Below are 22406 nucleotides of genomic sequence, written 5' to 3'. Positions count from 1 at the left end.
GCCGGGCCGCATCAGCCGCGGTCGTCGCGGGTCCAGACGCCGACGTCGTCGACCTTGACCGGGAACTTCGGCACCGGGCTGTAAGCCGGCGCGCACAGCGGGCGGCCGTCGCGGATGTCGAACTTGGCGCCGTGCAGCACGCACTCGACCGTGGCGGCTTCGCCGTCGTAGTTGCCGGCCGAAAGCTCGAAGTCCTCGTGCGAGCACTTGTCCTCCAGCGCGTAATAGTCGCCGTCGTAGTTGCAGACCAGAATCGGCGTGTCGCCGTCCCAGGCCACGGTGGACTCGCCAGGCAGCAACTGCGAGGTGGCGCAAACGAAAATCCAGTTGCCCATGGTGCGTGCTCTCTTACGGCTGGCTGGTGGCCGGTCAACGGCGGGCTGGCGCGGTGCTCAGAACAGCTTTTCCAGAACCTCGAAGCGCAGATCGTCGCGCTTGGGATCGCCGAAACGCGCATCGCCGTACGGGAACGGCTTGATCACGCCGGTGCGGCGGTAGCCGCGGCGCTCGTAATAGGCGATCAGCTCGCTGCGCACGTCGATCACGGTCATGCGCATCGCCGGCAGCCGCCAGTCCTCGCGCGCGATGCGCTCGGCTTCGTTGATGACGATCTTGCCGATGCCGCCGCCCTGCAGGCTCGGGCGCACCGAGAACAGGCCGAAGTAGCCGGCGCCGTCCTCGATCGCGACGTGCGCGCAGGCCAGCAGCTCCGGGTCGCCGCCATCGGCGGCGCGTTCGGCCACCAGCAGCACGCTGTGCGGGCGCTCGATGCATTCGATGATGTCGTCGGCGCCGGTGCGGCGGCCGCCGAGCAGGTCGGCCTCGGTGGTCCAGCCTACGCGGCTGCTGTCGCCGCGGTAGGCCGATTCGACCAGGGCCACCAGCGCGTCGATGTCGGCGTGGGTGGCGGGACGGAAACTCAGGGGCGTGTCGTTCATGCGAGCAGGGTGCGGACTTTGTTCAAGGCGGCGACGAAAGCGTCGATCTCGTCGTAGGTGTTGTAGTAGGCCAGCGAGGCGCGGCAGGTCGCAGGCACGCCGAAATGGTGCATCAGCGGGTGCGCGCAATGATGGCCGGAGCGGATCGCCACGCCTTCCAGGTCGAGCAGGGTGGCCAGGTCGTGCGCGTGGGCGCCCTCGACCAGGAAGCTGATCACCGCCGCTTTTTCCTGCGCCTGGCCGAAGATGCGCAGGCCGGGCACCGCCGACAGCGCGGCGGTCGCGTACTCGAGCAGCGCCTGCTCGCGTGCCTCCACGTGCTGCATGCCCAGGGCCGACAAGTAGTCCACCGCCGCGCCCAGGCCGACGAAACCGGCGATGTTGGGCGTGCCGGCCTCGAACTTGTGCGGCGCGTCGTTGAACACCGTGCCCTCGAAGCGCACTTCCTTGATCATCTCGCCGCCGCCGAGGAACGGCGGCATCTGCGCCAGATGCTCGCGCCGCGCCCACAGCGCGCCGGTGCCGGTGGGGCCGTTCATCTTGTGGCCGGTGATGGCATAGAAGTCGCAGCCGATCGCGGCGATGTCGAGCGCGCGGTGCGGCGCGGCCTGCGAACCGTCGACGACGCTGATGATGCCGCGCTTGCGCGCCTCGCGGCAGATCTCGCGCACCGGATTGACCGTGCCCAGCACGTTGGACACGTGGGTCAGCGCCAGCAGCTTCACGTCCGGGGTCAGCAGCGAGTACAACTGCGGCAGGTCGAGCTGGCCCAGGGCGTCGATCTCGGCGACCTTGATGACCGCGCCGGTGCGTTGGGCGACCAACTGCCAGGGCACGATGTTGGCGTGGTGCTCCATGCGCGTGAGCATGATCGCGTCGCCGGGCTGCAGCCGCGGCAGCGCCCAGGAATACGCGACCAGGTTCAGCGCGAAGGTGGTGCCGCTGCACAGCACCAGCTCGTCGGCGCGCACGTTGAGGAACTTCGCCAGCTTGTTGCGCGCGCCTTCGTAGGCCTCGGTGGCCTCGGTGCCCAGCGCGTGCACCGCGCGGCTGACGTTGGCGTTGTGGCGGCGGTAGAAGTCGTCGACCGCGGCGATCACCGCTTCGGGCTTCTGGCCGGTGTTGGCCGAGTCGAAATAGATCAGCGGCTTGCCGTGCACCTCGCGCGCCAACAGCGGGAAGTCGGCGCGGACGGCGGCCCAGTCGATAGGGGCGGCGGCAGCGTTCATGCGGCGGTGCCTGCTTCCAGCGCGGACAGGGCGGTGTCCAGGCGCGCTTCCAGCAACGCGCGCAGTCCGGCGTCGTCGAACACGCTCAGCGTCTCGCGACAGAACGCGGCGGTCAGCAGCGCGCGCGCCTGCTCGGCGGGCACGCCGCGCGAGCGCAGGTAGAACAGGGCGTTGGCGTCGAGCTGGCCGACGGTCGCGCCGTGCGCGGCCTGGACCTCGTCGGCGTGGATCTCCAGCACCGGTTGGGTGTCGATCTCGGCGCCTTCGGACAGCAGCAGGTTTTTGTTCGACAGCATCGCCGCGGTGCCGTCGGCGCCTTCGCGGATCAGGATGCCGCCGTGGAAAGCGGCACGCGAACGGCCGGCGCCCATGCCGCGCCAGACCAGGTCGCAGGCGCTGTCGCGGCCGACATGGTCGATGCCCAGGCGGGTGTCGAGATGGCGCTTGCCGGTCGCCAGCAGCACGCCGTTGGCGTGCACGCGCGCGGCTTCGCCGTGCAGGGCGACATTGAGTTCGTGGCGCGACAGGGCCGCGCCCAGTTCCAGGTCGAGGCGGCGGTAGACCGCTTCGCGCGACAGCACGGCGTCGGTGCGCGCCATCGACACCGCGCCCGCGGCCTCGTCCTGCACGCGCGCGTGCGTGAGCGCGGCGCGCGTGGCCAGGTGCACGTGGCTGACGCTGTTGCCCAGGTGGCTGTGCTCGCCGCCGCCGAGCTGGTGCTCGACCACGGTCAGGCTGGCGCCTTCCTGCAGTTCGATGAGGTTGCGCAGGTGCCAGGCGATGTCGCCCTCGACGGGCGCGCCCACAAACACCAGATGCACGCTGCCGCCCTGGGTGCCGGCGGCGACCTTGAGCACCGCGCCGTCCTCGGCCAGGGCGGCGTTGACGCGGGCGAAGATGTCCTCGGGCCGCTCATAGCGGCGCTCCAGGAAATTCGACGCGCGCGCATCGTCTTCGGCCAGCACCTGCGACAGCGGCCGCAGCGAGACGCCGGCGGCGAGGCCGCCGAGGTCGGACAGGGCGGCGTCGTAGCGGCCGTTGTTGAACACCAAACGCGGCGCCGGAATCGCGGCCAGCAGGGCGGCGTCGAACAGGCCCGGCTGCGGCGCGGCGTAGCGGCGACGCTCAAGGTTGCGCAGCGGGGTGTACTTCCAAGCCTCGCTGCGCGCATGCGGCAGGCCGGCCCGCAGTGCGGCGTCCATCGCCTGGCTGCGTTGCGGGCCGTGGTAGCGCTGGCGCTGCAGCAGCGGGGCCAGCGCTTCGGAGAAGGAGTCCAGCAAGGCGCTCATGTCAGGCCGCCGCGGTCGGTGCGATGCGGTCCTTGAGCCAGGCGTAGCCGTGCGCTTCCAGCTCCAGCGCCAGCTCCGGCCCGCCGCTCTCGACGATGCGGCCGTCGGCCAGCACGTGCACCACGTCGGGCTTGATGTAGTCGAGCAGGCGCTGGTAGTGGGTGATCACCAGGAACGCGCGCTCGGGCGAGCGCAAGGCGTTGACGCCCTCGGCCACGTTCTTGAGCGCGTCGATGTCCAGGCCGGAGTCGGTCTCGTCCAGGATCGCCAGCTTGGGTTCCAGCACCGCCATCTGGAAGATTTCGTTGCGCTTCTTCTCGCCGCCGCTGAAGCCTTCGTTGACGCCGCGATTGAGCAGCTCGTCCTTCAGGTGCAGCACGGCCAGCTTCTGCCGCACCAGCTTGAGGAACTGGATCGAGTCCAGCTCGGCTTCGCCGCGCGCCTTGCGCTGGGCGTTGAGGGCGGCGCGCAGGAAGTAGGTGTTGTTGACGCCGGCGATTTCGACCGGGTACTGGAAGGCCAGGAACACGCCTTCGGCGGCGCGCTCTTCCGGCTCCAGCGCCAGCAGGTCGCGGCCCTGGAACGTGACCGAACCCTCGACCACCTCGTAGCCGTCGCGGCCGGCGAGCACGTTGCCCAGCGTGGACTTGCCGGCGCCGTTGGGCCCCATCACCGCATGCACCTGGCCGGGCTGCAGGTCCAGCGAGAGACCCTTGAGGATGTCCTTGCCGGCGACGCGGACGTGGAGGTTTTCGATCTTGAGCATACGTATTCCAGTGTCTTTTAGGCCCCTCTCCCGGCGGGAGAGGGGTTGGGGTGAGGGTCCGGCGCGAGCGCGTTGCCACGTACTCGCGCCGGACCCTCATCCGCCCTTCGGGCACCTTCTCCCGGGGGAGAAGGAAAAGCAGATATCAGCCGACCGACCCTTCCAGCGAAACTTCCAGCAACTTCTTCGCCTCCACCGCGAACTCCATCGGCAGTTCCTTGAACACCGACTTGCAGAAGCCGTCGACGATCATCGACACCGCGTCTTCCTCGCCGATGCCGCGGCTGCGGCAATAGAACAGCTGGTCGTCGCTGATCTTGGAGGTGGTGGCCTCGTGCTCGACGGTGGCGTTGGGGTGGCGCACTTCGATGTAGGGGAAGGTGTGCGCGCCGCACTTCTTGCCGATCAGCAGGCTGTCGCACTGGGTGTGGTTGCGCGCGCCCTCGGCGCTGCGCTCGACCTTGACCAGGCCGCGGTAAGTGTTCTGGCCGCGGCCGGCGCTGATGCCCTTGCTGACGATCTTGGACTTGGTGCGCTTGCCGACGTGGATCATCTTGGTGCCGGTGTCGGCCTGCTGGCGGTGATGGGTCAGGGCCACCGAGTAAAACTCGCCGCTGGAGTCGTCGCCGATCAGCACGCAGGACGGGTACTTCCAGGTGATCGCCGAACCGGTCTCGACCTGGGTCCAGCTGATCTTGCTGCGCGCGCCGCGGCATTCGCCGCGCTTGGTGACGAAGTTGTAGATGCCGCCGACGCCGTTCTCGTCGCCGGGGTACCAGTTCTGCACGGTCGAGTACTTGATCTCGGCGTCTTCCAGCGCGACCAGCTCGACCACCGCCGCGTGCAGCTGGTTCTCGTCGCGCATCGGCGCGGTGCAGCCTTCCAGGTAGCTGACGTAGCTCTTGTCCTCGGCCACGATCAGGGTGCGCTCGAACTGGCCGGTGCCCATGGCATTGATGCGGAAGTAGGTGCTCAGCTCCATCGGGCAGCGCACGCCCTTGGGAATGAACACGAAGCTGCCGTCGGAGAACACCGCCGAGTTGAGCGCGGCGAAGTAGTTGTCGTGGGTGGGCACGACGCTGCCCAGGTACTTGCGCACCAGGTCGGGGTACTCGCGGATCGCCTCGGACATCGAGCAGAACACGATGCCCTTGTCGGCCAGCTCCTTGCGGTAGGTGGTGCCCACCGAGACCGAGTCGAACACCGCGTCCACCGCCACGCCGGCCAGCTTGGCGCGCTCGTGCAGCGGCACGCCCAGCTTGTCGTAGGTGTCCAGCAGTTCCTGCGGCACTTCGTCCAGCGAGGCGTACTTGGCCTTGGGTGCGGAGTAGTAGCTCACGCCCTGGAAGTCGATCGGGGCGATGTTGAGCTTGGCCCAGTGCGGCATCGGCATGGTCAGCCAGTGCCGGTAGGCGGCCAGGCGCCATTCGGTCATCCACTCGGGTTCGTCCTTCTTGGCCGAAAGCGCGCGGATGATGTCCTCGTTCAGCCCGGGCGGCAGGCTGTCGGATTCGATGTCGGTGACGAAACCGGCCTCGTAGCGGCGGCCCAGCTGCTCGTGGATCGCCTCGTTTTGGAGCGGGCGGTCGGCGAGATCGGCGGGCGCGGCGTCGGCGGAGGTCTGTTCGATGATGTCGGTGGCCATGGGGGCTGCCTACTGTCTATGCGTTGGCCAGGCGCAATGCGATGCGCCTGGCGTCGGGTTCGGGCGGGGGCGCGGGCGGCGCCAGCATCTGCGCCAGGGTCACGCTGCGCAGGGCTTCGACCACGACGTCGTTGATGCGGCGCCAGTTGGCGCGCACGCCGCACTGCTGCTCGATGCCGCAGTTGCCGGCGTGGACGCTGCACTCGGTCATGCCCAGCGGCCCTTCCATGGCCTCGACGATCTCGATCAGGCCGATCCGATCGGCCGGCCGCGCCAGGCGGTAACCGCCGTTGGCGCCGCGGAAGCCTTCGACCAGGCCGGCCTGGGCCAGCGGCTTGAGCAGCTTGCTCACGGTCGGGGTCTCCAGGCCGGCGCGCTCGGCCAGCTCGGAGGCGCTGAGCACCGTATCGGGCGCAGCCTCCGGCGTGCCGTCGCAATGGGCGGCAAGCACGGTCAGGACGACCGTCGCGTAGTCGGTGAGTTTGGTGACGCGGAGCATGGTCGGTGCGGTCGGTTTAATCCGTACCGGAATTGTACGGTTTCCGGGCGGGCGGGGCCAGGGGCCGCATTCAGGCGGTTCAGGGCGGGGGCGCGGCGTAGCGGGGGTCAGGGCGTGCACGGCGCCGGCCGGATCGGCAGCGGACGCCGAGGAACCGGTAGGTAGCGGCGCAGGCGCGGGTGTGCGTGCCGGGGTTCGTTCGACATGCGCCTAGCCGCCACGTATGTGCGCGGTGGCCGGGGCCGCAAGCGCGATCGCCGCTCGCGTTTGCTCCGCAGATCGGCCGGCGCGAGCGGGCGCAAACGCGCGAGGCGATCGCGCTCGTGCGAGCGATGCGCCATCGCCGATGGCCGTGGACGCGCGTTTGCGGTCAAAATGCGCGTTCGTCTCCGTCTGGACTACCGCATGCCGCGCAAGATCGCCGCCCGCCGCTCCGCCATCCACGGTAACGGCGTCTTCGCCGTCACGCCGATCGCCAAGGGCGAGCGCGTCATCGAGTACAAGGGCCGCCGCCGCACCCACGAGGAGGTGGACGCGGGCGATTCGGGCGACACCGACTCCGGCCATACCTTCTTGTTCACGCTCAACGACGAGTACGTGATCGACGCCAATTTCGAGGGCAACAGCGCGCGCTGGATCAACCACAGCTGCGCGCCCAACTGCGAGGCGGTGCTGGACGAGGACGAGGGCGACGACCGCCGCCAGGACCGGGTCTTCATCGAGGCGATCCGCACGATCGAGCCGGGCGAGGAGCTGTCCTACAACTACGGCATCACCCTGGCCGAGAAGCACACCAAGCGCCTGAAGCAGATCTGGGAGTGCCGCTGCGGCGCCGAGAACTGCACCGGCACCATGCTGCAGCCGAAGAAGGACAAGAAAGACAAGAAGGACAAGAAGAAAAAGAAGAAGGACAAGGACAAGAAGAAAAAGAAGGACAAGAAGAAGTCCAAGAAGGATTGAGGCAGGGCGCGCGCCCTGCTTTGGGGTAGGAGCGGCGTCAGCCGCGACCGTCGTCCCCAGCCTGCGCCGTAGGCGCGGATTCGCGATCGCGGCTCACGCCGCTCCCACAGGAAGCGAGTTCGGCTTGCGCCGACCCTGCAGCGGGCGCGGCTCCTGTAAGAGAAGCGGGCGCCGCGCGGGGCCGGTTGGTACCAATGGCCGATGGCCGGCCGCGCCGCGCTCGCGGGACACTGCGGTCCCGCGCCGCAACGCCGCGATAACGCAGGGCGGCGACAATGGCCGCTCTCGCGCCCGCTGCGTCGCGCCCCCTACGCATTCCCAGGAGCCATCATGAGTTCGATCCAAGGCCAGGTCGCCGTCGTCACCGGAGCCGCCAGCGGCATCGGCAAGGAAATCGCCCATGAGCTGGCCCGCGCCGGCGCCGCGATCGCCATCGCCGACCTCAACCAGGCCGGCGCCCAGGCCGTGGCCGACGAGATCGTCGCCGCCGGCGGGCGCGCGATCGGCGTGGCCATGGACGTGACCGACGAGGCGGCGGTGAACGCCGGTATCGAGCGCGTGGTGGCCGAGCTGGGGGGCGTCGATATCCTGATCTCCAACGCCGGCATCCAGATCGTCAACCCGATCGAGAACTACGCCTTCGGCGACTGGAAGAAGATGCTGGCGATCCACCTGGACGGCGCGTTCCTGACCACCAAGGCGGTGCTGCCGCACATGTACCGCGACAACAAGGGCGGCACCGTGATCTACATGGGCTCGGTGCATTCGCACGAGGCGTCGCCGCTGAAGTCGGCCTACGTCACCGCCAAGCACGGCCTGCTGGGCCTGTCGCGGGTGCTGGCCAAGGAAGGCGCCAAGCACGGTGTGCGCAGTCACGTGGTCTGCCCGGGCTTCGTGCGCACGCCGCTGGTCGACAAGCAGATTCCCGAGCAGGCCAAGGAGCTGGGCATCAGCGAGGACGAAGTGATCCGCAAGGTCATGCTGGGCAACACCGTCGACGGCGTGTTCACCACCGTCGAGGATGTGGCCAAGACCGTGCGCTTCCTGTCCGAGTTCCCCAGCGCGGCCCTGACCGGGCAGAGCATCGTGGTCAGCCACGGCTGGTACATGCAGTAAGGTCGCCGCATGGCCGACACTCCGGGCAAGCGTGCTGCTTCGCTCCCGCGCAAGCGCGCGAGGGTGAAAAACGCCGCGCCCGCCCGAAACACCGCCGTCCCGCCGCCGCAGCGCCGTCCCGAGCGCACCGCCCTGGTGCTGCAGGGCGGCGGCGCCCTGGGCGCCTACCAGGCCGGCGTCTACCAGGGCCTGGACGAGGCCGGCGTCGCGCCCGACTGGCTGGCCGGGATCTCGATCGGCGCCTTCAACACCGCGATCATCGCCGGCAATCCGCCCGGGCGGCGGGTCGAGGCGCTGCGCGAGTTCTGGGACACGATTTCGCAGCCGACCCTGCTGCCGGCGACCACGCTGGGCCAGGAGGCGCGCTACGCCGGGCTGGGCGACGAACTGCGCGCCTGGCTGGACACCTGGGAAGCCTGGCGCGCGCTGGTCGAAGGCCAGCGCGGTTTCTACCAGCCGCGCGGTTGGGATCCGTTGGCCGCGCCGGGTCCGGCGCAGGCCAGTTGGTACGACACCGCGCCGATGATCGCGACCTTGCAGCGCATGGTCGATTTCGACCGCCTCAACGACGGCGGCATCCGGGTCTCGGTGGGCGCGGTCAACGTGCGCACCGGCAATCTGGAGTATTTCGACAACACGCAGATGCGCCTGGACGCGCGCCACATCCTCGCCTCCGGTGCGCTGCCGCCGGCGTTTCCGGCGGTGGAGATCGACGGCGAGTACTACTGGGACGGCGGCCTGGTGTCGAACACGCCGCTGTCGCAGGTGCTGGCCAGCGAGCCGCGCCGCGACACCCTGGTGTTCCAGGTCGATCTGTGGAGCGCGCAGGGCGAGCTGCCGCAGACGCTGCTGGACGTGGCCGAGCGGCAGAAAGAGATTCAGTACTCCAGCCGTACACGGCTGATCACCGAGACCCAGCGCGTGGCCCAGCACTACCGGCGCCTGCTGCGCGAACTGCTGGAAGAGATCCCGGAGGACGTGCGCCGCAGCAATCCCTGGGCGCAGTACGCCGCGCAGCTGGCCTGCGACCGCCGCTACAGCGTGATCCATCTGATCTATCGCGAACGCGCGCGCATCGGCCACTTCAAGGACTACCAGTTCGGCCGGGTCGCGATGCGTGAACACTGGCTGTCTGGCCAAGCCGACATCGCGCGCGCCTTGGCGCATCCGGAATGGCTGGAATTGCCCACCGGCGAAGTCGCTTTCGTGTCCCACGACGCCACCGCGCCTTGAAACAAGCGCCCGCGGTCGCGCGCACCTTGACGAGGCAGAATCCGTGCCAACGGCGGATGCGCAAACCCTGCCGATGGTTGCCATGACTTTTGCCATGCGGTAACCGGACGCACGCCGTCTAGGCTTCGCCACGCTCGGGCTGCGCAACCGCCAGAGTCAGCACCACACGCAACCTTTTAGCAGGCGTTTGCATCCCAGCGATGCCGGACGTCCGCGCTGCGGTTTGCGGCGGCCAACCCCATCAGTACCGAGGCATCCGCCATGCGCGCACCCCTGACCCTGGCCATACTCGCCGCGCTAGTCGGCGCCGCGCCGCTCGCGCAGGCGGTGGAAATCGACGGCCGCCTGGATCCCGCCGAGTGGGAAGGCGCGCAGCGCATCACCGATTTCCGCCTGACCCAGCCCTTGTCGCGCGCGCCGGCGCCGCAGCCGACCGAGGCGCTGCTGCTGGCCACGCCCGAGGGCCTGGCGATCGGCTTCCGCAACACCCAGCCCACCAGCATTCCGCGCCGGCGCCAGTTCGCCCAGCGCGACCAGGGCGGGCCGGTGGACCGGGTCAACCTGTACGTCGATTTCGACGGCGACGGCCGCAACGGCTACAACTTCACGGTGCTGCTGTCCAACAGCATCATCGACACCACCATCACCAACGAGAACCAGTTCAACGACGACTGGGACGGCGATTGGCGCCATGCCACCAGCGAGGACGAGAGCGGCTGGTACGCCGAGCTGCTGATTCCCTGGCACATCGCGCCGATGCGCGAGGCGGCCGGCGGCAAGCGCACCCTGGGCGTGTCGCTGGACCGGGTGATCGGCGCCACCGGCGAGCGTGCGTCGTGGCCGGCGGTGGGCTTCAACGAAAGCCGCTTCCTGACCGCGTTCGAGCGCGTCGAGGTGCCGGCCTACAGCCAGTCGCTGTTGGCGATCACGCCCTACGTGTCAGGCGTTTACGACGCGGTCGGCAAGGGCAGCGATTTCGACGGCGGCGCGGACCTGTTCTGGAAGCCCAACGGCCGCTTCCAGCTCAGTGCGACGGTCAACCCCGACTTCGGCCAGGTCGAGAGCGACGAGCTCACGGTCAATTTCAGCGCCACCGAAACCTTCTTCAGCGACAAGCGCCCGTTCTTCACCGAGAACCAGGGCTTCTTCGACGTGCCCTTCGGTTCGCTCAACAACAACAGCCGCTTGATCTACACGCGCCGCGTCGGCGGCAGGAACGACGACGGCACCGGCTCCGGCGACGTCACCGCCGCGATCAAGCTCAACGGCAGCGCCGCCGGTTTCAACTACGGCGTGTTCGCGGCCAACGAGGCCGATGAGGTCGGGCGCGACTTCTACGCCGTGCGCGCCACCCGCGACTTCGCCGAGCAGGGCGTGGGCGCGATGGTCACACGCGTGAACCGGCCGTTCCTGGACCGCGAGGCCACGGTGTACGAGTTCGACCACCGCTGGACGCCGAATTCGCAGTGGTCGATCCGCAGCACCGTGGTCGCCTCCGACGTCGATCAGGCCGGCCGCGGCATCCGCGACAGCGGCGCGCAGGTGCGCATGGACTACGACATGGGCAACGGCTGGCGTCATCAGCTGTACGCGCTGCACCTGGGCCGCGATCTTCAGCTCAACGACTTCGGCTACCTCGAGCGCAACAACTTCAATTACCTGCGCTACGACCTGGCGCACCGGGTGACCGATCTGCCGGCCGATTCGATCTACGCCGGCAAGGATTTCCACTACGCGGTCTCGCGCCGCTACAACGACCAGGGCGTGTACATCGCCGACGCCTTCGCGATCAACCGCCGCAGCGACCTGCGCGACGGCGGCAACGAGTTCGCCGAGATCGCGGCCTGGAGTTCCGGCCACGACGACCTGATCACGCGCGGCAACGGCGTGGTCGACGTGCCGGCCAAGCTGTACCTGTATTACGAACGTTTCCGTCCGCGCCAGAACGACGGGCGCTGGTCGTTCTACGGCGAGGCCCAGTACGCGGCCGAAGGCCTGGGCGGCATGGACGAGGGCAAGTCGCGGCTGTACTTCGAGCCGCGCTACAACGCCAGCGACCGCCTGAGCTTCTTCAGCGGCATAGAGATCTCGCACAACCCGGACTGGCTGCTGTGGCGCGGCGGCAACCTGCTGGGCAGCTTCCGCTCCAACATGATCTCGCTCAACGCCGGTTCGGTGTGGCTGATCGACGACAAGCAGGAGCTGCGCGTGCGCCTGGAGGCGATCGGCCTGGATGCGCGCAGCCGCCAGGCCTACCGCGTGGCCGCCGACGGTCGCCCGCTCAAGGTCGCCGAGTCGATTCCCGACTTCAACCTGCGCAACCTCGGCTTCCAGATCCGCTACCGCTACGAGCTGGCGCCGTTGTCGCACCTGTACATCGCTTACGTGCGCGGCGGCGACTTGTTCGAGGAAGGACTGGAGTTGCAGGGCAGCGCCGGGCGAGAGTTCCGCGACGCCTTCGATTTGCGCGACAGCGAGCAACTGCTGGTCAAGCTGTCGTACCGCTTCGAGATCTGAGCGCGGCGGTCAATGCGCGGGCGTGGCGGGCACCGGTTTGACCCGTAGCGCCCACAGCACGCCGGCGATCAGCAGGCCTATGCCCAGCAGGGTCAGCGGGCGCGGCATCGCGCCGCGCAGGATGAAGGCGTAGGCCAGCGCGAACAGCGTTTCGAACACGATCAGCTGGCCGGCCAAGGCGGTCGGCAGGCGCTGGCTGGCCTCGTTCCAGCACAAGGTGCCGACCCACGAGGCGAGCAGGCCGATCGCCACCATCAGACCGATGAAGAACGCCGGGCGCGGGCCGAACGGCATCGGGAATTCGCTGCCGCCGACCGCGCTGCCGCCCCACAGCAGGGCGTAGCCCAGCAGCGCCAGCGGCAGCGTCGCCAGGCCTTGGGCGGTGGCCCAGGTGCGCGGGTTGCGGCCCGGGTGGGCGCGCAGCCAGTCGGCGTTGCGCAGCGGATACCAGGTCCAGCAGATCAGCGCACCGATCGCCAGCAGGCCGCCGCTGAGATAGCGGCGCAGGTCGGCGTCGCGGTCGGCCAGCAGCGCTTGCAGTTCGACCTGGTTGACGCAGGCGATGCCGGCGCCGATCAGCAGCAGCGACGGCGCCAGCCGGGCCCACGGCAGACGGCCGTCGCGCTGCGCGTTGCGGCGGTTGGCGGCGATCGCGATCAGCACCGGCAGGGTGCCGATGATCATGGTCGGCAACGGCCCGCCCGCGCGCTGGATCGCGCCGGCCAGGCACAGGTAATAGAGCAGGTTGCCGATCGCGCTGAGCTTGAGCGCTTCGATCCAGTCGGCGCGCTGGAGCTGGCGCAGCGCATCGCGGTCCAGCCAGGCCAGCGGCAGCGCGATCAGGCCGAACGCCAGGTAGCGTCCGACCGACTGCAAGGCGGCCGGGTACTCGGGCAGCAGCAGCGGGCCGACGAAGACCAGGCCCCAGATCAGGCCGGCCAGCAGTGCGTAGAGGGTTCCGATCAGCATGGCCGCAGCATGGCGCCGGCGCGGCGGGATTTCTTGTACGAGATTGCGCCCGTTAGCCGCGCAGCTGCTTGCGGTAGCGCGCCGGCGTGATGCCGTAGCGGCTGGCGAAGGCGCGGGTCAGATGGGCCTGGTCGGTCAGCCCGGTATCGGCCGCGACCTGCGCCGGCGCGACGCCGTCGGCGAGCAGGCGCTTGGCCTGGTACAGGCGCAGCGCCATCAGCATCTGCTGCGGGGTGACGTGGTAGTGGTCGCGGAAACGGCGCAGGAAATGGAAGGGGCTGAGCCCGGCGACGGCGGCCAGCGCTTCCAGGCTCAGACGTTCGGCCAGATGCGCGCGCAGATACTCGATCACCTGGGCGAAGCGCGGCGCGGCCTCGGCGCGCGCGCGTTGCGGCACGCGCGCGTGATCGCGGAACTCCTCCAGCAATGCGGCCAGCTGGCTGTCGAACGCCAGCGGTTCGCGCGCATGCCACAGCGCATCCAGGCGCGCGCTGATGCGGCGTGCGCGTGCGGGGTCGTGGCGCACGGCGTCGTCGAACCACCAGCCCGGTTCGCCGGTGATCTCGGCGGCCAGGTCAGGATCGACATAGGCCATGCGGTAGCGCCAGCCGCCCTCGGTCTCGGCGCGGCCGGTGTGCAGCACGTCGGGGTTCATCATCACCAGCGAATCCGGCGGCGCCAGATGCTCGCTGCCGCGGTAACGGAAGCGCTCTACGCCCGACTCGATCGCGCCCAGGCCGTAGGCCTCGTGCGTGTGCGGGTCGAAGGCGTGGCGGACGATGTGGGCGCGGTACAACTCGATGCCGCGGCGATGCGCGGGCTGCCGGAACTCGGCGGCGTCGTGGGCGTGGACGAAGTGTTCGGGTACGCCTTGCATGCGGCGAGTATCGCATGCGCGGACAGGACGGCCGCCGGCAGACTCAGGCGCCGTGGCGGTAGGCGTCCACGCCGGCCCAGGCCTGCGGCGTCATGATCTCGAACAAGCCCGCGCGCGCGTTGCGGCGGCCCAGCACGGTCAGGGCGTGATCGCGGCTGAGCAGGCAGGCGGCGTCGGCGGCGTAGGCCAGCTCGAGAAATTTCTGATCGTCCGGATCGGCGCAGCGCGGCAGCGCGGGTTCGGGTTGCGGGCGGCGCTCGGTTTCGGCCAGCACGCGCACGCAGGCGTCGTAGGCCTGCAATGCCGCGGCCTGCGCCTGCGCATCCAGGCCCAGTTGCGGATACGTGAGCACGCGCAGCCATTCGTCGCGGCAGTCGGCGTCGCTGACCGCCTCGACGCGGCCGCTGGCCAGCGCGTCGGCCAGCGCGCGCGTGCGCGGGTCGCGGAACACGAACAGGTCCAGGCAGACGTTGGTGTCCAGCACCAGCCGCGCGGGCGGCGCCGTCATCGCGGGCACCGCCGCTTACAGATCGTCTTCGCCCGGGAACGAGGCCGACAGCTCCGACACCACGATCCACTTGCCCTGCTCGGGATACTTGGGATCGGCACTGGAATAGGTGCCTTCGCCGACCGGCGTGGCGCCGTTCGGAATGCCCTGGTCTCCGTTGTCGCGCAGGCCCAGGCTGGCGCTGCGGCCGACCTGTTCGTCCTTGCGCGCATCGAGCTTGCCGCCGTGGTAGTCGACGATGGTGCCGCCGTAGTCCCACTCCAGGCCGTAGAACGAAATCGGCTTGCCGTTGAGCGCGACCAGCTCGGCCAGCGGCAGGCCCATGCGCACGCCGTTGTCCAGCGTCCAGGTCGATTCGCGGTCCAGCACGCGCACCAGCGACAGGCCCTGCAGGGTCTGTTCGTTCTGGAAATACAGGTAGGCGCGTTTGGCCGGATCGTCGGGGAACAGGATCACGCCGGGGAACTCTTCGCCCTCGGCGCCGGGCACCTTGCCCAAGCGCACGTTGGCGGCGCCGAAGCGCTGGCGCAATTGATCGGGCGTGGTGTCGGGAGCGAAATCGCCGGGCAGGACCAGCGCGGTCGTGGCCGGTGCGGCGGCGGGCTGCGGCGCGACGGGCGCCGCAGCCGCGGGTACCGCCGCGGGCGGCGCGGTCGAGGCGGCCGTCGCGGGCGCATCGGCGGCCGGCGCCGCGGGCTTGCAGGCGCCCAGCGCCAGCACGATCAACGAGGACGACACCAGCGCGCGTAGCTTCATGGCTTCACTTCCCTCAGGTCGGCACTGCCGATGCGCCAGGCGCGCTGTTCCGCGCTGGCGCCATCGACCACGGCGCGGCGCAGCACATACGCGCCCACGTACTTGCGTTGACTGCCGTCGCGCTGGCTCGCGGTCAGCGCCACCGGCACCTCCAGATAACGCGAACCGGCGGCGGCATCGACGCGGCCCGGCGGCAGGATCTCGATCGAAACGCCGGTGGTGTCGGCGAAACCGTCGGCGAACTGCTGCGGCGTCTGGCCGCTGGCGCGCCCGCCGTCAGACCACAGTGCGTAGGCGCGGGCGAAGCTGCGGCCGTTGATGGCGGAGTAGTAGTCGCGCAGCACCGCCACCGCGTCCTGCGGCGTGGGCTCGTCGGTGGGCGGCAGGGTGCCGTCCTCGGTCAGCGGCGTGCCGTCGTCGGCCACGGGCTGGGTGCCGTCCTCGGGCGTGGCCGGCAGGATCGGGTTGCCGTTCTCGTCCAGCACGACTTCTTCGGGCAGGCCGCCCGTCGCCACCGGCGGTCCGACCTGGCCCGGTCCGGGCTGGGTGGGCATGCCGGTGACGCCGCCGCTGACGCCCTGCGGCGCCGGCAGCAGTTCGCCGGGCTCGCCGTTGGCGGCGCGGGTGTCGGGGTCGTCGTCCTTGCCGCAGGCGCTCAGGGCGAGCGCGGCGGCGAGCAGGCAACCGGCGTAAGCGAGCGCGCGCATGTCAGCGGTCGAGGTGGACGACGACGCGGCCGTGTTCGATCTGGGTGCTGCCGATGCGGCGCGAACCCAGTTTGTCGAGCAGGCTGTTGTCGAAGCGGTAGACGGGTTCCTGGTTCGCGTAGTCGCTGAGCCAGGCGTTGAGCAATTCGCGCGAGGCGCCGGTCATCACCCCGCCCAGTTGCGGCACGTCGACGTAGTCGATGCGCGGATCGCGCAGGTGCAGGCCCTGGCTGGCGGCGTCGTAGCGCAGCGCGCTGGTCAGGGTGAAACGGCCCGACGGGCGGCTGCCCAGGGCGGCCAAGGCGATGTCGAAATCCAGACGCAGGCGGTCGCCGTCGTCGGGGATAGTCAGGCGCGGATTCATCAGGGTCACCGCGACCAGGCCGCCGAGTTTTTCGTAGCGCTTGGGGAAGTTGCGGTTCAGCGATTGCTGCAGTTGCGGCGCGGTGAACGCGACGTCGTTGCCGAGGTAGGCGTTGACCGCGTTGAGGGTGGAGCAGGCCGCCAGCGTCAGCAGCGCGGCGGCCAGCAGCAGGGAGCGCAGCAGGGTGGAGCGTAGGCGCGGTCGGGCGGACATCGGCGGCTTCCGTGGGCGATGCACGCACGATACCCGGAGCGGATGAACGGCGACACAGGCGGGAACCTTTTAAGCCCCTCTCCCGCATGCGGGAGAGGGGTTGGGGTGAGGGTGGCGACTGCTGGCCGGGCTCAGCCCCCGCGGGCGTCCTTCAATTGCGCTTCCAGTTGCGCCTTGAGGGCGTCGTCGATCTTGAGCTGACGCGCCAGCTCGTCCAGGTAGGCGCGTTCCATGAAGCTCTGTTCGTCGGCGGCCAGCAGGCTGGCCAGGTACATTTCCGACGCCATTTCCGGCGTGCTCGCCGCGCGCGCGACCTCGGCCGGGTCCAGCGGTTTTTCCAGTTCGGCGTGCAGCCACTGGCGCAGGGTCGGGTCGTTGTCGATGCGGGTGAACTCGCCTTCGATCACTTCGCGCTCGCGCTCGTCGATATGGCCGTCGGCCTTGGCCGCGGCGACCAGGGCCTTGAGGATGGCCTGGCTGTGCAGCTCGGCCTGCGGCGGCGGCAGGCGGTCGACCGTCTGCGGCTCGACGGCGCTGCCGCCCTGCTGCTTGCGGTACGCGCCGTAGGCCTTGTAGGCGAGCACGCCGACGGCGGCGACACCGCCGTACAGGGCGAGCTTGCCGCCCATCTTGCGCATCTTCTTGTTGCCCAGCAGCAGGCCCAGCGCGCCGCCGGCCAGCGCGCCCTTGCCGAAGTCGGCGTTGAGCAAGCCGCGCTTTTCCTCTTTCTTCTCTTCGTAGCGCGCCGGCGGCTTGCCGCCGCCCAGCAGGCCCTCGAGTCCGCCGCCACCGCCCAGGCTGTTCTGAGCGGTCTTCAGCAACTGGTCGAGCAAGCCCTGGGTCTTCATGCGCGCAACTCCGTGGATGAGGTCGTGACTGACGACCTGAGGGCGCGGGCAGCGGGCTTCAAGCGGCCGCGCGAACGCGGCGCGGCGGCGGTTCACCTCGGGCGCGGGTCTCAGCCGCGCTGCTGCACCGCCAGGCGCAGGCCCAGGGCGATGAACACGCTGCCGGTGATGCGCTGCTTCCAGCGGCCGGCTCCGGTCGAGAAACGCCGGCCGAGGCGGCCGACCGCGACGCTCAGCATCAGGCTGTGGCTGAAGCCGATCACCGACAGCAGCGCGCCCAGCACCATGAACTGCAGCCACACATAGCCGCGTTCGGGATGCACGAACTGCGGCAGGAAGGCCAGGAAGAACAGCGCGACCTTGGGGTTGAGCACGCCGGTGAGCACCGAGCGCAGGTAAATGCTGCGCGTGCTCGCGACCGGCGCGTCGGCCGCGGCCGGCGCGGCTTCGTCCGGGCTGCGCCAGGCCTTGATGCCCAGCCAGATCAGGTAGGCGGCGCCGGCGTACTTGAGCACTTCGAAGGCCATCGCCGAGGTCGCCAGCAGCGCCGACAAACCCAGGCCGGCGGCCAGGGCGTGGATCAGGGTGGCGGTTTCCAGGCCGAACGCGGCGCGCACCCCGCGCGCGGTGCCTCCGGCCGCGGCCTGGGTCACGATCCAGGCCGTGCCCTGGCCCGGAATCAGCACCAGCACGACGGCGGCGACCAGAAAGGCGGCGAGGGTGGCGGTGTCGAACATGGCGGCGTCGGTGGGGTGGGGTATCGCAGTGTGCGCCGCGGCTGCGGGGGCGCCAAGTGCGCCGCGTCGTCGGCGCGCGGAAATCAGCGTTGCGCGAACCGCGGTGCCTAGGGGTAGGCGCGGCGTGAGGCGCGATCGGGGCGGCGCAGGCCGGCGGCAAGCCGATCGCGTGCGGGATTCACGGTCGCGGCTTACGCCGCTCCTACCCCAAAGCGGCGGTGTGCGCTTCGGGTGCGCGCAGCTTCTCGATGGTCGCCACGAACGCATCCGGGCCCGGCCACTGACCGATGCGCCCCAGCTTCTTGGCGCCGCGGAACACCAGGAACGCCGGGATGCCGTGCAGGCCGAAGCGCGTGCCCATGCGCGGGTCTTCGTAGACGTTGTCGTGCAGCCACTCCACGTCGTCCCAGCGGAAGCGTTCGGGCGTCAGCAGGATCTGGCCCTTGGCGACGTCGCAGTTCGGGCAGTCCTTGCCCCACAGGAACAGGATCCGCAGCCGGCCGTCGTCCGCCAGCGCCTCGTCCAGGCGCGCCTCGCGCACCAGCCGCATCGGGAAGGTCCAGAAGAAGCGCGGGATGGTGGTGTCGGTCACGGCCCCATCCTACTCCCGCGATGATGCGTGCGCGCGGCGCTAGGGCGCGGCCAGTTCGATGCCCTGGACGCGGTACTCGGCCAGGGTGGCGTCGTAGATGTCCGACAGCAGCGCGTGCTGGCCGTTTTCGGCATCGGCGATCCACAGCTGCGCTTCCAGCACGATGCCCTTGTCGGTGATGGCGCTGACGTACACGCCGGGTTCCGGCGTGCGCAGCACGCGCGACTGCCCGGCGACCGCCCGCAGGAAGATGGTGCGCGCGGCCACGGTGTCGGTGGCGCCCTTGACCACCACGCTGGCGGTCAGGCGCACGTTCCGGTCCGACCAGGACTGGTTGAGGATGGTGTTGCCGGTCAGGGTGTCGTTGGGGACGATGGCCTCCAGCCCGTCGCGGGTGCGGATCATGGTGTAGCGCACGGTCATGCGCGTGACCCGGCCCAGCACGCCGCCCACCGAGACGCTGTCGCCCACCCGCACCGATTGCTCGAACAGCACGATCAGTCCGCTCACGTAACTGGCCGCAAGCTTCTGCAGGCCCAGGCCCAAGCCGATGCCGAGCGCGCCGCCGAACGCCGCCAGCGCGGCCAGGTTGATGCCGCTGGCGCTGAAGATCAGGATCAGCGCCACCAGCCACACCAGCACGCCGGCGATGCGCGACAGCGCCAGCACATGGTTCGGCGCCAGGTGCGGGCTGCGCTGGATGGTCTTGTCCAGCGTGCGCGTGGCCCAGTACGAGACGATCACGATCACCACGCCGGCGATCAGGCCGCTCAACGCGTCCTCGGTGCTGAGGCTGATCTGGCCGACGCTGAGCTTGGCCTCGAACAGCTTGCCGATCATCGCGTAGCGTTCGCCGAACAGCGCCAGCAAACTCATGGCCCAGGCCAGGACCGTGGCCACGCGCATCAGCACCTTCAGCAACGCCGTCGGCCGGAACAACAGCTCCACCAGCACGCCCAGCAGCCGGAACAGCACGAACAGCGCCATCGCCAAGGCCACCACCGACAACGCGGCGCGGCCGAACTCGCCGAACGGATCGAACGCGGACACCGTCACCAGCATCAGCAGCGCCAGCAACGGCGTGAACAGATAATCGAACACGATGCGCGTGCGCGGACGCGCGCTCAGGCGCGGGCGCAAGCGCAACTTGACGTAGTGGGCCAGCAGCAGCGCGCCGGCCACCAAGATCAGGACGGCGGCGGCCTCGAGCGGGTGCGCGCTTACCGACGTGGCCGTGTCCAGGGCCTTTTCGAACTGCGGATCGACGGCGTTGTCGGGGGTGGCTGGCTTCATGCACGGACTCGGAAGGGGGAGGGCGCGGCGCGGGCACGCGCGCCGGCCAGCGCCGATTGTGACACCGCCCCGCCTCCGCGCCAGCGCGCGGAGGCGGCCGTGCGCTCAGTCCTCCTCGGCCCTGGGCTTGAAGGCGTCGACCAGCTTCTGCTGCACCGTCGCCGGCACCGGCTCGTAGTGGCTGAAGTCCAGCGAGTAGCGTCCGCGCCCGGCGGTCACCGATTTCAGCTCGGCCGCATAGCCCTCCAGTTCCGACAGCGGCACCTGCGCCTTGACGACGATCTCGTTGCCGCGCGCGGCGTCGGTGCCGTTGATGCGCGCGCGCTTGCTGGCCAGGCCGCCGCTGATGTCGCCCATGTGCTGCTCGGGCGCGTTGACCTCCAGGTCGACGATGGGCTCCAGCACCTGCGGCCGCGCCTTGCCGATCGCATCCAGGAACGCCTTCTTGCCGGCGGCCACGAACGCGACCTCCTTGCTGTCGACCGGATGATGCTTGCCGTCGTAGACGATCACGCGCACGTCCTGCATCGGATACCCGGCCAGCGCGCCCTGGTGCAGCACCTGGCGCACGCCTTTTTCCACCGCCGGCAGGAACTGGCCTGGGATGGTGCCGCCCTTGACCTCGTCGACGAACTCGAAGCCGCCGCCGCGCGGCAGCGGCTCCACGCGCAGGAACACCTCGCCGAACTGGCCCGCGCCGCCGGTCTGCTTCTTGTGGCGGTGGTGGCCCTCGGCCTTGCCGCTCACGGTTTCGCGGTAGGCGATGCGCGGCGGCCGCGCCTTCACCTCGACCCCGTACTTGTCTTTGAGACGGTCGATGTTGATGCGCAGGTGCAGGTCGGACAGGCCGCGGATCACGGTCTCGTTGGTCTCGGTTTCGTGCTCGACGTGGAAGCAGGGATCCTCCTCGGACAGCTTGTGCAGCGAGGTCGACAGCTTCTGCTCCTGGCCCTTGCTGGCCGCCTCCACCGCCAGGCCGAACATGGGCTTGGGGAAGTTCAGCGGCGCCAGGTGGATCTGGTCCTCGTCGTGGCTGTCGTGCAGCACCGCGTCGAAATGCAGCTCGTCGACTTTCGCCACCGCCGCGATGTCGCCGGGGATGGCCTGATCGATCTCGACGTGGTCCTTGCCCTTGAGCTTGAACAGGTGGCCGACCTTGAACGGCTTCTTGCCGTCGTCGACGAACAGCTGCGTGTCGCGCTTGAGCGTGCCCTGATAGACGCGGAACACGCCGAGCTTGCCGACGAAGGGATCGTTGACGATCTTGAACACGTCGGCGATCACGTGCGCGTTGGGGTCGGGCGTGGCCACGATCGGCTGCGCATCGTCGCCCGTGCCTTTCACGAACGGCGGCGGATTGGCCTCGCCCGGGTGCGGAAACAGCGCCTCGGCCGCGTCCAGCAGTTCCTTGACGCCGACCCCGCTGCGCGCCGAGCAGAACAGCACCGGTACCAGGTGGCCTTCGCGCAGGCATTGTTCGAAGGCGTCGTGCAGTTCGGTGCCGGACAGGCCGCTTTCGCCCAGGTCCAGGTAATGCTCCATCACCGTTTCGTTGATCTCCACGACCTGGTCGATGATCTTCTGGTGCCAGTCGCCGACCGCGCCCAGGTCGCTGGCCTCGGCGCTGCCGGCCGCGGCCGCGGCGTAGCAGTCGACGATGCGCTGACCGCCGTCGGCGGGCAGGTTCAGCGGCAGGCATTCGGGGCCGAAGCTCTCGCGCAGGTCGTCGAGCACGCGCGCGGCGTTGGCGCCCTCGTGGTCGATCTTGTTGACCACCAGCACGCGGCAGAGGTTGCGCGCCTTGGCGTGTTCCATCATCCGGCGCGTGCCGTATTCCACGCCGGTGTCGGCGTCGACCACGATCGCCACCGTTTCCACCGCCGCCAGCGCCGACAGGGTCGGGCCGCGGAAGTCGGGATAGCCGGGGGTGTCGATCAGGTTGACGTGGATGCCTGCGTGATCGGTGCTGGCGATGGCGGCGTCCAGCGAATGGCCGCGCTGCTTCTCGATCGGATCGAAGTCGGAGACGGTGCTGCCGCGTTCGATGCTACCTGCCGTCTGGAGTGCGCCGCCGGCTTGCAGCAGGGCTTCGAAGAGCGTGGTTTTGCCGGCGCCGGGGTGGCCTGCCAGGGCCACGTTGCGGATGGATGCTGTGCTGTAGGACATGAGCGGACTTCTCCCTGGGTGAGGGTGGGAAGGCCGTCATGGCTGTCCGCGCTGCGCGCCCGAGCGTGGAGCGCTCGGCGGGCGGTCATGGCGGGTGCCGGCGTTCGGGGGGCCGGGAATCAAGACTCCCGCAGGCGCGGGGGCGGGTCAAGCCCGGGTTGGGTTGCGTTGCAACATGGGTCGT

At 69.6% G+C, this 22406-nt stretch carries 21 protein-coding genes and 1 pseudogene; 4 read left to right on the top strand and 18 right to left on the bottom strand.

The window, feature by feature from the left end; translation table 11 throughout:
* Window positions 1-11 precede the first annotated feature (11 nt).
* The 7 genes from LVB77_RS16755 to LVB77_RS16725 all read right to left on the bottom strand — a co-directional run bounded on the left by LVB77_RS16755 (window position 12) and on the right by LVB77_RS16725 (window position 6366).
* Entirely contained in the window at window positions 12-335 is a 324-nt protein-coding gene (locus LVB77_RS16755) for a non-heme iron oxygenase ferredoxin subunit (protein ID WP_232907217.1), read from the bottom strand.
* Window positions 336-392: 57 nt separating this feature from the next.
* Window positions 393-938, bottom strand: coding sequence for a GNAT family N-acetyltransferase (locus tag LVB77_RS16750; RefSeq protein ID WP_232907216.1), 546 nt, complete (start codon window positions 936-938; stop codon window positions 393-395).
* Entirely contained in the window at window positions 935-2167 is a 1233-nt protein-coding gene (locus LVB77_RS16745; protein WP_232907215.1) for a cysteine desulfurase, read from the bottom strand. Before LVB77_RS16745 ends, LVB77_RS16750 begins: the two co-directional genes overlap by 4 nt.
* The gene (sufD, locus tag LVB77_RS16740) at window positions 2164-3369 is read right to left on the bottom strand and encodes a Fe-S cluster assembly protein SufD (RefSeq protein WP_232910329.1); all 1206 of its coding nucleotides are present in this window, start codon (window positions 3367-3369) and stop codon (window positions 2164-2166) included. The genes LVB77_RS16745 and sufD overlap by 4 nt, the downstream gene beginning before the upstream one ends.
* Before the next feature lie 88 nt (window positions 3370-3457).
* Entirely contained in the window at window positions 3458-4222 is a 765-nt protein-coding gene (gene sufC / locus LVB77_RS16735; protein ID WP_232907214.1) for a Fe-S cluster assembly ATPase SufC, read from the bottom strand.
* A 145-nt stretch (window positions 4223-4367) separates the two neighbouring features.
* Entirely contained in the window at window positions 4368-5867 is a 1500-nt protein-coding gene (gene sufB / locus LVB77_RS16730; protein WP_232907213.1) for a Fe-S cluster assembly protein SufB, read from the bottom strand.
* A 16-nt stretch (window positions 5868-5883) separates the two neighbouring features.
* Window positions 5884-6366 carry an SUF system Fe-S cluster assembly regulator gene (locus tag LVB77_RS16725; RefSeq protein ID WP_232907212.1) on the bottom strand — a complete coding sequence of 161 codons (483 nt, stop codon included), beginning with the start codon at window positions 6364-6366 and terminating at the stop codon, window positions 5884-5886.
* 405 nt (window positions 6367-6771) lie between these two features.
* On the opposite strand from LVB77_RS16725, the pseudogene LVB77_RS16720 reads away from it, so the two are divergent.
* From LVB77_RS16720 to LVB77_RS16705, 4 genes and pseudogenes are all read left to right on the top strand, one after another.
* Window positions 6772-7236: pseudogene (locus LVB77_RS16720) on the top strand (SET domain-containing protein-lysine N-methyltransferase); the annotation flags it as partial.
* A gap of 420 nt (window positions 7237-7656) precedes the next feature.
* Complete coding sequence (locus LVB77_RS16715) at window positions 7657-8442, top strand: 3-hydroxybutyrate dehydrogenase (protein ID WP_232907211.1); 786 nt, start codon at window positions 7657-7659, stop codon at window positions 8440-8442.
* Between the two features lie 63 nt (window positions 8443-8505).
* On the top strand, window positions 8506-9675 hold the full coding sequence (locus LVB77_RS16710; RefSeq protein ID WP_232907210.1) for a patatin-like phospholipase family protein: 1170 nt from the start codon (window positions 8506-8508) through the stop codon (window positions 9673-9675).
* Window positions 9676-9936: 261 nt separating this feature from the next.
* On the top strand, window positions 9937-12192 hold the full coding sequence (locus LVB77_RS16705) for a DUF5916 domain-containing protein (RefSeq protein WP_232907209.1): 2256 nt from the start codon (window positions 9937-9939) through the stop codon (window positions 12190-12192).
* A 9-nt stretch (window positions 12193-12201) separates the two neighbouring features.
* On the opposite strand, the gene LVB77_RS16700 is transcribed toward LVB77_RS16705, so the two are convergent.
* The 11 genes from LVB77_RS16700 to fusA form a co-directional block, all read right to left on the bottom strand.
* Window positions 12202-13161, bottom strand: a complete 960-nt coding sequence (locus LVB77_RS16700) for a DMT family transporter (protein WP_232907208.1) — start codon at window positions 13159-13161, stop codon at window positions 12202-12204.
* Window positions 13162-13213: 52 nt separating this feature from the next.
* A complete protein-coding gene (locus LVB77_RS16695; RefSeq protein WP_232907207.1) occupies window positions 13214-14038 on the bottom strand; it encodes an AraC family transcriptional regulator in 825 nt (274 codons plus the stop codon).
* A 43-nt stretch (window positions 14039-14081) separates the two neighbouring features.
* A complete protein-coding gene (locus LVB77_RS16690; RefSeq protein WP_232907206.1) occupies window positions 14082-14546 on the bottom strand; it encodes a putative toxin-antitoxin system toxin component, PIN family in 465 nt (154 codons plus the stop codon).
* A gap of 15 nt (window positions 14547-14561) precedes the next feature.
* Window positions 14562-15302, bottom strand: a complete 741-nt coding sequence (locus tag LVB77_RS16685) for a hypothetical protein (protein ID WP_232907205.1) — start codon at window positions 15300-15302, stop codon at window positions 14562-14564.
* Window positions 15299-16009 carry a hypothetical protein gene (locus LVB77_RS16680; RefSeq protein WP_232907204.1) on the bottom strand — a complete coding sequence of 237 codons (711 nt, stop codon included), beginning with the start codon at window positions 16007-16009 and terminating at the stop codon, window positions 15299-15301. The genes LVB77_RS16685 and LVB77_RS16680 overlap by 4 nt, the downstream gene beginning before the upstream one ends.
* A 1-nt stretch (window position 16010) precedes the next feature.
* Window positions 16011-16586, bottom strand: a complete 576-nt coding sequence (locus LVB77_RS16675) for a DUF1439 domain-containing protein (RefSeq protein ID WP_232907203.1) — start codon at window positions 16584-16586, stop codon at window positions 16011-16013.
* Window positions 16587-16717: 131 nt separating this feature from the next.
* Entirely contained in the window at window positions 16718-17434 is a 717-nt protein-coding gene (locus LVB77_RS16670) for a tellurite resistance TerB family protein (protein WP_232907202.1), read from the bottom strand.
* Between the two features lie 110 nt (window positions 17435-17544).
* On the bottom strand, window positions 17545-18171 hold the full coding sequence (locus tag LVB77_RS16665; protein ID WP_232907201.1) for a LysE family translocator: 627 nt from the start codon (window positions 18169-18171) through the stop codon (window positions 17545-17547).
* Between the two features lie 202 nt (window positions 18172-18373).
* A complete protein-coding gene (locus LVB77_RS16660; RefSeq protein ID WP_232907200.1) occupies window positions 18374-18763 on the bottom strand; it encodes a thioredoxin family protein in 390 nt (129 codons plus the stop codon).
* Between the two features lie 39 nt (window positions 18764-18802).
* Window positions 18803-20056, bottom strand: a complete 1254-nt coding sequence (locus LVB77_RS16655) for a mechanosensitive ion channel domain-containing protein (RefSeq protein ID WP_232907199.1) — start codon at window positions 20054-20056, stop codon at window positions 18803-18805.
* A gap of 105 nt (window positions 20057-20161) precedes the next feature.
* Entirely contained in the window at window positions 20162-22222 is a 2061-nt protein-coding gene (fusA, locus tag LVB77_RS16650; RefSeq protein WP_232907198.1) for an elongation factor G, read from the bottom strand.
* Between the last annotated feature and the right edge of the window lie 184 nt (window positions 22223-22406).

Source organism: Lysobacter sp. 5GHs7-4 (genome assembly GCF_021284765.1).
GTDB lineage: Bacteria > Pseudomonadota > Gammaproteobacteria > Xanthomonadales > Xanthomonadaceae > Lysobacter.
This window is presented reverse-complemented; position numbering and strand designations above follow the sequence as displayed.

Bases quoted from the DNA above. Each gene is read 5' to 3' on its own strand.
- sufD (WP_232910329.1), bottom strand. From the start codon at position 3,369: ATGGACGCCGCACTGCGGGCCGGCCTGCCGCATGCGCGCAGCGAGGCT.
- LVB77_RS16715 (WP_232907211.1), top strand. From the start codon at position 7,657: ATGAGTTCGATCCAAGGCCAGGTCGCCGTCGTCACCGGAGCCGCCAGC.
- sufB (WP_232907213.1), bottom strand. From the start codon at position 5,867: ATGGCCACCGACATCATCGAACAGACCTCCGCCGACGCCGCGCCCGCC.
- LVB77_RS16705 (WP_232907209.1), top strand. From the start codon at position 9,937: ATGCGCGCACCCCTGACCCTGGCCATACTCGCCGCGCTAGTCGGCGCC.
- LVB77_RS16665 (WP_232907201.1), bottom strand. From the start codon at position 18,171: ATGTTCGACACCGCCACCCTCGCCGCCTTTCTGGTCGCCGCCGTCGTG.
- LVB77_RS16700 (WP_232907208.1), bottom strand. From the start codon at position 13,161: ATGCTGATCGGAACCCTCTACGCACTGCTGGCCGGCCTGATCTGGGGC.
- LVB77_RS16745 (WP_232907215.1), bottom strand. From the start codon at position 2,167: ATGAACGCTGCCGCCGCCCCTATCGACTGGGCCGCCGTCCGCGCCGAC.
- LVB77_RS16655 (WP_232907199.1), bottom strand. From the start codon at position 20,056: ATGAAGCCAGCCACCCCCGACAACGCCGTCGATCCGCAGTTCGAAAAG.
- sufC (WP_232907214.1), bottom strand. From the start codon at position 4,222: ATGCTCAAGATCGAAAACCTCCACGTCCGCGTCGCCGGCAAGGACATC.
- LVB77_RS16725 (WP_232907212.1), bottom strand. From the start codon at position 6,366: ATGCTCCGCGTCACCAAACTCACCGACTACGCGACGGTCGTCCTGACC.
- fusA (WP_232907198.1), bottom strand. From the start codon at position 22,222: ATGTCCTACAGCACAGCATCCATCCGCAACGTGGCCCTGGCAGGCCAC.
- LVB77_RS16690 (WP_232907206.1), bottom strand. From the start codon at position 14,546: ATGACGGCGCCGCCCGCGCGGCTGGTGCTGGACACCAACGTCTGCCTG.
- LVB77_RS16685 (WP_232907205.1), bottom strand. From the start codon at position 15,302: ATGAAGCTACGCGCGCTGGTGTCGTCCTCGTTGATCGTGCTGGCGCTG.
- LVB77_RS16680 (WP_232907204.1), bottom strand. From the start codon at position 16,009: ATGCGCGCGCTCGCTTACGCCGGTTGCCTGCTCGCCGCCGCGCTCGCC.
- LVB77_RS16755 (WP_232907217.1), bottom strand. From the start codon at position 335: ATGGGCAACTGGATTTTCGTTTGCGCCACCTCGCAGTTGCTGCCTGGC.
- LVB77_RS16670 (WP_232907202.1), bottom strand. From the start codon at position 17,434: ATGAAGACCCAGGGCTTGCTCGACCAGTTGCTGAAGACCGCTCAGAAC.
- LVB77_RS16675 (WP_232907203.1), bottom strand. From the start codon at position 16,586: ATGTCCGCCCGACCGCGCCTACGCTCCACCCTGCTGCGCTCCCTGCTG.
- LVB77_RS16750 (WP_232907216.1), bottom strand. From the start codon at position 938: ATGAACGACACGCCCCTGAGTTTCCGTCCCGCCACCCACGCCGACATC.
- LVB77_RS16695 (WP_232907207.1), bottom strand. From the start codon at position 14,038: ATGCAAGGCGTACCCGAACACTTCGTCCACGCCCACGACGCCGCCGAG.